The sequence below is a fragment of the Pseudoalteromonas ulvae UL12 genome, assembly GCF_014925405.1.
Taxonomy (GTDB): Bacteria; Pseudomonadota; Gammaproteobacteria; order Enterobacterales; family Alteromonadaceae; genus Pseudoalteromonas; species Pseudoalteromonas ulvae.
The window spans coordinates 247,105-255,829 of the sequence record NZ_AQHJ01000022.1 but is presented as its reverse complement, the minus strand read 5'-3'; the positions used below and the strand labels follow the sequence as shown (position 1 = coordinate 255,829).

General features: G+C 42.6%; 7 protein-coding genes and 14 tRNA genes. 1 reads left to right on the top strand and 20 read right to left on the bottom strand.

Going from position 1 to position 8,725, the window contains the following annotated elements; genetic code table 11:
* Nucleotides 1-91: 91 nt before the first annotated feature.
* From PULV_RS03470 to lolB, 20 genes are all read right to left on the bottom strand, one after another.
* A tRNA-Met gene (locus tag PULV_RS03470) sits at nt 92-168 on the bottom strand.
* A 29-nt stretch (nt 169-197) separates the two neighbouring features.
* Nucleotides 198-272 (bottom strand) — tRNA-Gln (locus PULV_RS03465).
* A 42-nt stretch (nt 273-314) separates the two neighbouring features.
* Nucleotides 315-399 (bottom strand) — tRNA-Leu (locus PULV_RS03460).
* 66 nt (nt 400-465) lie between these two features.
* Nucleotides 466-550 (bottom strand) — tRNA-Leu (locus PULV_RS03455).
* Between the two features lie 66 nt (nt 551-616).
* Nucleotides 617-701, bottom strand: a tRNA-Leu gene (locus PULV_RS03450).
* 66 nt (nt 702-767) lie between these two features.
* Nucleotides 768-852 (bottom strand) — tRNA-Leu (locus PULV_RS03445).
* Nucleotides 853-918: 66 nt separating this feature from the next.
* Nucleotides 919-1,003: transfer RNA gene (locus tag PULV_RS03440), tRNA-Leu, on the bottom strand.
* A 66-nt stretch (nt 1,004-1,069) separates the two neighbouring features.
* Nucleotides 1,070-1,154: transfer RNA gene (locus tag PULV_RS03435), tRNA-Leu, on the bottom strand.
* A gap of 41 nt (nt 1,155-1,195) precedes the next feature.
* A tRNA-Gln gene (locus PULV_RS03430) sits at nt 1,196-1,270 on the bottom strand.
* Nucleotides 1,271-1,293: 23 nt separating this feature from the next.
* Nucleotides 1,294-1,378: transfer RNA gene (locus PULV_RS03425), tRNA-Leu, on the bottom strand.
* A 30-nt stretch (nt 1,379-1,408) separates the two neighbouring features.
* Nucleotides 1,409-1,485, bottom strand: a tRNA-Met gene (locus PULV_RS03420).
* Between the two features lie 29 nt (nt 1,486-1,514).
* A tRNA-Gln gene (locus PULV_RS03415) sits at nt 1,515-1,589 on the bottom strand.
* 23 nt (nt 1,590-1,612) lie between these two features.
* Nucleotides 1,613-1,697, bottom strand: a tRNA-Leu gene (locus PULV_RS03410).
* Between the two features lie 30 nt (nt 1,698-1,727).
* Nucleotides 1,728-1,804 (bottom strand) — tRNA-Met (locus PULV_RS03405).
* A 630-nt stretch (nt 1,805-2,434) separates the two neighbouring features.
* Nucleotides 2,435-3,526, bottom strand: a complete 1,092-nt coding sequence (gene ychF, locus PULV_RS03400) for a redox-regulated ATPase YchF (protein ID WP_086742929.1) — start codon at nt 3,524-3,526, stop codon at nt 2,435-2,437.
* Between the two features lie 38 nt (nt 3,527-3,564).
* Nucleotides 3,565-4,149, bottom strand: a complete 585-nt coding sequence (gene pth / locus PULV_RS03395; RefSeq protein WP_086742930.1) for an aminoacyl-tRNA hydrolase — start codon at nt 4,147-4,149, stop codon at nt 3,565-3,567.
* 17 nt (nt 4,150-4,166) lie between these two features.
* Entirely contained in the window at nt 4,167-4,772 is a 606-nt protein-coding gene (locus PULV_RS03390) for a 50S ribosomal protein L25/general stress protein Ctc (RefSeq protein ID WP_086742931.1), read from the bottom strand.
* Nucleotides 4,773-4,930: 158 nt separating this feature from the next.
* Nucleotides 4,931-5,878 carry a ribose-phosphate pyrophosphokinase gene (locus PULV_RS03385; RefSeq protein WP_086742932.1) on the bottom strand — a complete coding sequence of 316 codons (948 nt, stop codon included), beginning with the start codon at nt 5,876-5,878 and terminating at the stop codon, nt 4,931-4,933.
* A gap of 63 nt (nt 5,879-5,941) precedes the next feature.
* The gene (ispE, locus tag PULV_RS03380) at nt 5,942-6,793 is read right to left on the bottom strand and encodes a 4-(cytidine 5'-diphospho)-2-C-methyl-D-erythritol kinase (protein ID WP_086742933.1); all 852 of its coding nucleotides are present in this window, start codon (nt 6,791-6,793) and stop codon (nt 5,942-5,944) included.
* The gene (lolB, locus tag PULV_RS03375; RefSeq protein WP_086742934.1) at nt 6,790-7,377 is read right to left on the bottom strand and encodes a lipoprotein insertase outer membrane protein LolB; all 588 of its coding nucleotides are present in this window, start codon (nt 7,375-7,377) and stop codon (nt 6,790-6,792) included. The genes ispE and lolB overlap by 4 nt, the downstream gene beginning before the upstream one ends.
* Nucleotides 7,378-7,462: 85 nt before the next feature.
* Here lolB and hemA point away from each other — a divergent pair, with 85 nt between their 5' ends.
* Nucleotides 7,463-8,719, top strand: coding sequence for a glutamyl-tRNA reductase (hemA, locus tag PULV_RS03370; RefSeq protein ID WP_193330934.1), 1,257 nt, complete (start codon nt 7,463-7,465; stop codon nt 8,717-8,719).
* Nucleotides 8,720-8,725: the final 6 nt, after the last annotated feature.

Genomic DNA, 8,725 nt, shown 5'->3' with positions numbered 1-8,725 from the left:
ACCTGGGAATGGCGAGATCAAAACCCGCTGCCTTACCGCTTGGCGATATCCCAACAAAAAGAGTATGCAGTTTACGATGCAAGCGTGAAAATGGTGGCTAAGACGGGATTCGAACCTGTGACCCCATCATTATGAGTGATGTGCTCTAACCAACTGAGCTACTTAGCCATTTCGGATAGTTTTAATTCTCAAGGAATTGGCTGGGATACCAGGATTTGAACCTGGGAATGGCGAGATCAAAACCCGCTGCCTTACCGCTTGGCGATATCCCAACAACAATGTCATTTTAAACTAGCTAACTTGGTTAGCCAATTTGGTGCGGAGGGAGAGACTCGAACTCTCACACCTTGCGATACTGGAACCTAAATCCAGCGCGTCTACCAATTCCGCCACCCCCGCAGCATGAATGTGTACAGTGCTTTTAAGGTTATGCAACCTAGCTATTTTAATTCTAGCTAAAGAATATGGTGCGGAGGGAGAGACTCGAACTCTCACACCTTGCGATACTGGAACCTAAATCCAGCGCGTCTACCAATTCCGCCACCCCCGCAGCATGAATGTGTACAGTGCTTTTAAGGTTATGCAACCTAGCTATTTTAATTCTAGCTAAAGAATATGGTGCGGAGGGAGAGACTCGAACTCTCACACCTTGCGATACTGGAACCTAAATCCAGCGCGTCTACCAATTCCGCCACCCCCGCAGCATGAATGTGTACAGTGCTTTTAAGGTTATGCAACCTAGCTATTTTAATTCTAGCTAAAGAATATGGTGCGGAGGGAGAGACTCGAACTCTCACACCTTGCGATACTGGAACCTAAATCCAGCGCGTCTACCAATTCCGCCACCCCCGCAGCATGAATGTGTACAGTGCTTTTAAGGTTATGCAACCTAGCTATTTTAATTCTAGCTAAAGAATATGGTGCGGAGGGAGAGACTCGAACTCTCACACCTTGCGATACTGGAACCTAAATCCAGCGCGTCTACCAATTCCGCCACCCCCGCAGCATGAATGTGTACAGTGCTTTTAAGGTTATGCAACCTAGCTATTTTAATTCTAGCTAAAGAATATGGTGCGGAGGGAGAGACTCGAACTCTCACACCTTGCGATACTGGAACCTAAATCCAGCGCGTCTACCAATTCCGCCACCCCCGCAGATGGACTTTTTTACTTCACTTAACAAATGAAAAGAGAAGTGGCTGGGATACCAGGATTTGAACCTGGGAATGGCGAGATCAAAACCCGCTGCCTTACCGCTTGGCGATATCCCAACAACTAGCCTATTGTAAAGTTTTGGTGCGGAGGGAGAGACTCGAACTCTCACACCTTGCGATACTGGAACCTAAATCCAGCGCGTCTACCAATTCCGCCACCCCCGCAAAACTTTACAATCAGCAATGAAAACAATTTGGTGGCTAAGACGGGATTCGAACCTGTGACCCCATCATTATGAGTGATGTGCTCTAACCAACTGAGCTACTTAGCCATTTCGGATAGTTTTAATTCTCAAGGAATTGGCTGGGATACCAGGATTTGAACCTGGGAATGGCGAGATCAAAACCCGCTGCCTTACCGCTTGGCGATATCCCAACAACTAGCCTATTGTAAAGTTTTGGTGCGGAGGGAGAGACTCGAACTCTCACACCTTGCGATACTGGAACCTAAATCCAGCGCGTCTACCAATTCCGCCACCCCCGCAAAACTTTACAATCAGCAATGAAAACAATTTGGTGGCTAAGACGGGATTCGAACCTGTGACCCCATCATTATGAGTGATGTGCTCTAACCAACTGAGCTACTTAGCCATTTAAATTGTGTTTCACATCTTGCTGATGCGGGGCGTATTATGCTGATTACCCCCAGATCCGTCAACACCTTTTTTGCAAAAAAATAGCTATCAAGGTTTGTTTGCAGCATTTTTAAACTAACTGGCTAAAAAAGCGCTGATATTTAGGTTTTTCTACGATTTTCTATCCCTTGTTAATCGAGCTTACAGATAAAACAACTACTAACATGACGATCAAAGCCGCTGTTTTTAGCAATAATAAATGACGCAAACATGATGATAAAGCTGCTTTTGCCTCTGTTTTGGGTTGATCAATCGTTAAATTTTCACTCGATGTCGTGTGATGAGAAAAAGAAGTGCGATGTTTTATCTATATGAGTTGACTCATAATGATGACAAGTTAGCTCTCTAACAGATGAATTTTTGGATATCAGGACAACTTCCCCGTTATTCATTGCTCAATTACAGGGAGTGTCACTGAATTCACATTTAATCTAGGGGATAAATTTATTATTCAGAATTAGATTTAGCTAAAAGTTGTGGGGATTGTGGGGGAGAGTGTCGATTCATCGAGTGTGTATTTGATTCAAGCAATTGTATAAAAACAAAAAACCCGCCGAAGCGGGTTTTTTAAATAACATGGTTTTAATTACACGTTAAATAAGAAGTTCATAACATCGCCATCTTTAACAATGTACTCTTTACCTTCTTGACGCATTTTACCCGCTTCTTTTGCACCACTTTCACCTTTACAGGTAATGTAGTCATCAAAGCCAATCGTTTGCGCACGAATAAAGCCTTTTTCGAAGTCAGTATGGATTTTACCTGCTGATTGTGGCGCAGTGGCCCCAACAGGGATCGTCCAAGCACGTACTTCCTTTACACCCGCGGTAAAGTAGGTTTGTAATTTTAATAATTCATAACCCCCGCGGATCACGCGGTTAAGACCTGGTTCTTCAAGACCTAAGTCTTCCATAAACTCGAGTTTATCTTCTTCTTCAAGTTCAGATAATTCAGCTTCAATAGCAGCACAAACAGGGATCACAACTGCATTTTCTGCCGCGGCAATTTCACGTACTTTATCGAGGAAAGGGTTATTTTCAAAACCATCTTCATTGACATTGGCAATGTACATGGTTGGTTTAATCGTTAAAAAGTTAACTGTTTTAATAGCAGCAAACTCTTCTTTGGTTAATTCTAGTGAGCGTAATGTCAAACCTTCATCAAGGTGAGCTTTTACTTTTTCGAGTACTGCTAGCTCAAATTTGGCGTCTTTATCACCACTTTTAGCTTTTTTAGCGACACGATTGACGGCTTTATCAGCAGCATCCATATCAGCGAGTACTAATTCAGTATTGATGGTGTCAATATCTTCAGCCGGATCGATTTGACCCGCAACATGCACGATATTTTCGTTCTCAAAACAACGAACAACGTGGCCAATCGCGTCAGTTTCGCGGATGTTAGCTAAAAATTGGTTTCCAAGACCTTCACCTTTCGATGCACCTTTTACCAAACCTGCAATATCAACAAATTCCATGGTCGTTGGCAAAATGCGTTGTGGCTTCACAATTTCAGCAAGCTGCTGTAAACGGTGATCAGGAACTGCAACAACACCTGTGTTAGGTTCAATTGTACAAAATGGAAAGTTAGCTGCTTCGATGCCAGCATTTGTTAACGCGTTAAAAAGAGTCGATTTGCCAACATTTGGCAGGCCAACGATGCCACATTTAAAACCCATTTTCGGATACCTTTTCTTAGTAGTTCATCTTGCGTGTCTTACGCTTTAAATGAATGTAATCTGTTTTGTGCTTTTAGCACACCTTCTTTTGCAACGATTTCCATACAACGGACGGCTTCATCTACAGCAGCATCCATAAGTTGTTGTTCAGTTTGAGGGGCTTTACCCAATACCCAACCTGTGACAAGCTCTTTATGACCTGGATGCCCTACGCCAATGCGAAGGCGCATAAATTCTTTATTATTGCTCATTTTTGCAATGATATCTTTGAGGCCATTATGACCACCATGGCCACCACCGCGCTTAAATTTAGCGACACCTGGCGGTAAATCCATTTCGTCGTGAGCGACTAAAATATCTTCAGCAGGAATTTTAAAGAAATTGGCTAAGCTACTGACTGACTTACCACTCAAATTCATATAAGTGGTGGGGATCAACAGTTTGAACTCTTGGCCTTGAATGATTATTTTACCCGTTAAACCGTGGTATTTGGGATCGTGCTTTAAGATACAGTTATAGCGTGCTGCGAGTTCTTCAATAAACCAAGCACCTGCATTATGGCGAGTTTTTGCGTATTCGGGGCCTGGATTAGCCAGGCCCACAAGCATTTGAATAGAATTCAAGGTGCTAACACCTTAAATTATTCAGCAGCTTCTTCTTCTGCAGCAGCACCTTTAGGAGCATTAAGAGTCACAACAGCTTGGTCGTGATCAGCGCCTTTTGCTAATTCTACAGAAGCAACACCAGTTGGAAGAGCAACGTCAGAAAGGTGTAATGTAGCACCTTCTTCTAAAGCAGCAACGTCTACTTCAACAAACTCAGGAAGGTTAGCTGGTAAACACGTGATTTCGATTTCTGAAATGTGGTGTGCAACAGTTGCGCCTAATTTAGTTGCAGCAGCTTCGTTGATGAAGTGAACTGGAACTTTAGTGTGGATTTTTTGGTTAGCATCAACACGTTGTAAGTCTAAGTGAGTTACCATAGGCTTGAACGGGTGACGTTGCATATCTTTAAGGATAGCTTCAATTTTCTCGCCACCAACGTTTAAAGTAAGGATCTGCGTGTAGAAACCTTCGTCTTCTTGCGCTTTGATTACTGCTTTGTGTTGGAAAACTAAAGAAACCGCTTCTTTGTCTGCACCGTAAAGGATTGCTGGAACTTGACCTTCACGACGTAGGCGGCGGCTCGCACCTGTACCTAGTTCAACACGAAGTTCGGCATTTAATGTATGAGTATTGTTAGACATGATGTCTCCAATTAATTTTAAAATAAAAGTTAATACCTTTTGCGACCAAAGGTATCACCTAAAAAAGGCGCGTAATGTTACCACCACCGCCTTACAAAAGAAATAAAAGATATAAAAAAAGCGCTGCAAGGCAGCGCTTTTTTTAATTATGTTTGAACTTAGTGCTCAAACATCGCAGAAATAGACTCTTCATTGCTAATACGACGGATCGTTTCAGCAAGCATGTCTGCTAAGGTTAAGACCTTGACTTTATCAAGTGCTTTGATTTCATCAGATAATGGTACTGAGTCAGTTACAATCACTTGGTCGATGACTGAATTTCGAATGTTCTCAGCAGCGTTACCCGATAAAATAGGGTGAGTAGCGTAAGCAAATACACGCTTAGCACCATGCTCTTTTAGGGCTTCTGCCGCTTTACATAAGGTCCCACCAGTATCAATCATGTCATCAACAATGACACAATCACGACCTTCAACATCACCAATGATGTGCATAACCTGAGAAACGTTGGCACGAGGACGACGTTTATCAATAATGGCTAAGTCAGTATCATTTAATAATTTTGCAATGGCACGAGCACGAACAACACCACCAATATCAGGTGATACCACTACAACGTCTGTGAAGTTCTTTGCTTTCATGTCTTCAAGTAACACCGGGCTACCGAAAACATTATCAACAGGCACATCAAAGAAACCTTGAATTTGTTCTGCGTGTAAATCAACCGTTAAAACACGGTCAACACCGACACTTGAAAGGAAATCAGCAACTACTTTAGCGGTAATTGGAACCCTTGCTGAACGAACACGACGATCTTGACGCGAATAACCAAAGTATGGAATCACAGCAGTAATACGACCTGCTGAAGCACGACGTAAGGCGTCAACCATTACGATGAGTTCCATTAAGTTATCATTTGTAGGTGCACACGTAGATTGGATGATGAATACATCCGAGCCACGTACATTCTCATTAATTTGAACACTGATTTCGCCGTCGCTAAAACGACCAACTTCGGCATCACCTAATTCAATATATAAACGCTTAGCAACTTTTTGAGCTAGCTCAGGTGTTGCATTACCAGCGAAGAGCTTCATGTCCGGCACGGTAGGTTTCCTCAGGCACTGAATTTTGGGTTAGATCGGAGTCATAGTATAACACCGAAATAACTAGAGTAAGTTTAGTTTAGCGTTTAGCTCCAAATGTGCTGGAGACAGATTAACGCTTTGGGCAACAAATCCTTGCCAATGTGCTGGCAAGGCATTGAGCGCTTTTAATGCGTCAGCTTCTTCGGCAAAAGAAGCAAAACAGCAAGCACCTGTGCCTGTCATTCTTGACGGCGCGTATTCTAACAACCACAGTAGGGTCTTTTCAACCTCGGGAGCAAGCTTTTTCACTAGAGATTCACAATCATTATACAATTTTGCTGATTGCCAAGGTCCGGATAATTTCGGTGTGTCACGAGGCAAGTCTGGGTGTGTGAAAATAGCTTGGGTAGAAATATGCACATTTGGGTGCACAACCAGATACCAACTTGGCGGGAGGTCAACGGCTTCAAGCTGCTCACCGATCCCATGTGCAATAGCCGCAAAACCCCTAACAAAAACAGGCACATCAGCACCGAGTGTTAAGCCAATTTCGGCCAATTGATCCAAGGTGTAACCACATTGCCATAATTGATTGAGCGCCAATAAAGTGGTTGCCGCATCAGAGGAGCCTCCGCCGACACCGCCACCCATCGGCAAACGTTTTGTTAGATGAATATCAACGCCTAAGAGTGCATGGCTGTGCTCTTTTAGCGCACGTGCCGCTTTGATAATCAAATTATCATTATTAGCCAGTGCCTGATTATCGCAGCTTAGCTGGATTTGACCATTCGGATTGACAGTGAAATCCAGCTGGTCGCCATAATTTAAAAAAACAAATAAAGTTTCAAGCTCATGGTAGCCATCTGCTCGGCGACCATTAATATGAAGAAATAAATTAAGTTTTGCTGGAGCAATTAATGAAAGAGAGGTCATGATTTAAACTGCCAAGAATAAATTTGAATTTTAACTTTAATGGTCTGATGACTTAAAGTGAGTTTATCGGGTACCCATAGGCCATTGACTAATTGAAAATGCTGATAGTCAATGTGCCAGATTTGCCCAAATTGATTAATCACCGAACCTTTAGTCGCACGACCTAATTGATCAAACTCGCTGTTGCTCTGATGTTGGACGCCTTTTAACCAGTTTGGAGCATTATCAATGGGCAGCATCATGCCGGTTAATTGATATAACAACTGTTGGGCATTTTGGGCGCTGTGTGTTTCACCTTTCATCAATAAAGTGGCATGGTCGTCAAATTGCTCCAAAGTCAGCACATGACTGCCAATAAACGTCGTTAAAGCTAACTTGCTTGAGGTTGCTTGATTATGCCAATTGAAATTTACTGATTGGCGTTTTTCAGGACTAATAAAGGCTAATTTTCCAGCAACTTGCCACTCAGTTTGTTGTTCTAATCGGGACTTCCAATCAGGGTGAGGCACAGTTAATGACGGTTTTTGACTCGCACAACCTGTGATAAATAAAAAAAAGATGATAAAAATCAAATGTAATCGCATCTATTTACGTTCCTTACTTTCCTTATTCGCTTGATTTTCGTAAAATTATTCGCTTTCATACTCGGTTAGGCGATTTTTTGGCACTATGACTATAGTTGCACTAGGCATAAATCATAAAACAGCTCCTGTTGAATTGCGCGAAAAAGTCGCGTTTTCTACAGAGCAGTTAAGCGTTGCACAGCAACAATTACAGCAAGCCAATTTAGTTTTGGAGTCTGTGATTGTGTCTACCTGTAATCGAACCGAAATCTATTGTAGCCTTGAGGGCGCAGATACCCAAACACTATTAGAGTGGTTAGCGCAATTCCATCACCTTGATGCGGTCGAATTAGCCAAACATACTTATTGTTACCGTGATGATGATGCTATTAATCATTTAATGCGGGTTGCGTGTGGGCTTGATTCTTTGGTGTTGGGTGAGCCGCAAATTCTTGGACAGATTAAACAAGCGTACACTAGCGCTAAATCCTTTAAAGCCGTGGATGTGATACTGGAGCGTTTATTTCAAAAAACCTTTGCAGTGGCAAAACAAGTCAGAACAGAAACTGACATAGGCGCAAGTGCGGTGTCTGTTGCTTACGCTGCGGTGAGTTTAGCTAAGCATATCTATGGGAAATTAGACAAAACCAATGTGTTGTTAATCGGTGCCGGAGAAACGATTGAATTAGTTGCGCGTCATTTACATCAAAATGGTTCAGCACGTATGACAGTCGCAAACCGCACTGTGGCTCGAGCGCAAAACTTAGCGGACGAATTTTCTGCACATGTTATTTCCCTTGCCCAAGTGCCCGAGCAGTTGATTAAGTCAGATATTATTATCAGTTCTACAGCTAGTACGTTACCAATTATAGGTAAAGGCGTGGTAGAACAAGCGCTTAAAGCGCGTCGATATAAACCTATGCTGTTTATCGATATTGCTGTACCGCGAGATATCGAAAGCCAAGTGTCAGAATTAGATGATGCATATTTGTATACAGTTGATGACTTACAAGCAATTGTCAGCGAAAATATGGCATCACGAGAAAAAGCAGCCGAAGAAGCCCAAGCAATCATTACTGAACGGGTGGAAGAGTTTAGGTTATGGTTAAACTCGCTTGGCTCTGTTGATGTAATTAAGCTTTACCGTGAAGAAACCGAAACGATAAAGCAAGCCTTATTACAAAAAGCACAGCAACAATTGCTAGCTGGCAAACCAGCCGACAAAGTATTGCTAGAATTTGCCAACAAATTTAGCAATCGCATGATGCATGCACCAACTACAGCAATTAAAGAAGCCGCAGAAGCCGGTGAATTGTCTGAATTGGCGCAGTTGAGAAAAATTTTAGGTATTGAACCCCAATAGGCAAAT

Excerpts from the sequence above, each read along its gene's own strand:
- ychF (WP_086742929.1), bottom strand. The coding sequence starts at position 3,526 with ATGGGTTTTAAATGTGGCATCGTTGGCCTGCCAAATGTTGGCAAATCG.
- PULV_RS03390 (WP_086742931.1), bottom strand. The coding sequence starts at position 4,772 with ATGTCTAACAATACTCATACATTAAATGCCGAACTTCGTGTTGAACTA.
- ispE (WP_086742933.1), bottom strand. The coding sequence starts at position 6,793 with ATGACCTCTCTTTCATTAATTGCTCCAGCAAAACTTAATTTATTTCTT.
- lolB (WP_086742934.1), bottom strand. The coding sequence starts at position 7,377 with ATGCGATTACATTTGATTTTTATCATCTTTTTTTTATTTATCACAGGT.
- hemA (WP_193330934.1), top strand. The coding sequence starts at position 7,463 with ATGACTATAGTTGCACTAGGCATAAATCATAAAACAGCTCCTGTTGAA.